Here is a 799-nt window from a genome sequence, read left to right as displayed (position 1 = left end):
CATACCGCAGATCGTGTTCATGGTCCTCGCCGCGGCGGCGCCGCTCGGGCTGGTGGCCGGTGGGGTGCCGCTCGCCTTCGCCGTGAGCGGCAGCCCGGGTATGCCGCTGTACTTCGCGCTGTCCACCGTGATGCTGCTGGTCTTCGCGGTCGGCTTCACGCTGATGGCCGGCCGGGTACGCGACGCGGGCGCCTTCTACGCCTACGTCCAGGCGGGGCTGGGCCGGATACCCGGCCTCTCGGCCGCGACCCTCGCGCTCTTCTCCTACACGCTGCTTCTCGTCGGGGTGAACGCCTACGTCGGCGTCGCGACGAGCAACGTCATCGAGCGGTACGCCGACGTCGGCTCCCCATGGTGGTTGTGGGCGTTCGTCTCGCTGGGCATCATCGCTTTCCTCGGTTATCGCGACATCGAGCTGAGCGCCAAGGTGCTCGGTGTCGTGCTGGTGCTGGAATCCCTGCTGCTCCTGGTCATGGACCTCGGCATCGTGGGACACGGCGGCGCCCACGGCCGGACGGCCGAGCCGTTGTCGCCTTCGATCGTGGGGAACGGATCCCCGGGCCTCGGCGTGATGTTCGCCTTCTTCGGGTTCATTGGCTTCGAGGCGACGGCCGTGTTCCGCAACGAGGCCAAGGACCCCGACGTCACGGTCCCGCGGGCGACGTACGTCGCGATCCTGGTGATCGGGATCTTCCACTCGTTCACCGTGTGGGCGGTCGTGGTGGGTGTCGGAGTCGACTCCGTGACCGGGGCCGCGCAGGCCGACCCCGAGGGCCTTGTCCTCAAGCTGGCGCAGAGC

General features: G+C 69.0%; 1 protein-coding gene. It reads left to right on the top strand.

What is annotated here, in order from left to right; translation table 11 throughout:
- Nucleotides 1-19: 19 nt before the first annotated feature.
- Nucleotides 20-799, top strand: a 780-nt coding sequence (locus CCN37_RS38475) for an APC family permease (protein ID WP_246843648.1), incomplete at its 3' end; no start/stop codon positions are given.

The sequence above is a fragment of the Allokutzneria sp. NRRL B-24872 genome, assembly GCF_002155965.1.
In the GTDB taxonomy this organism is placed as follows: Bacteria; Actinomycetota; Actinomycetes; order Mycobacteriales; family Pseudonocardiaceae; genus Allokutzneria.
This window is presented reverse-complemented; position numbering and strand designations above follow the sequence as displayed.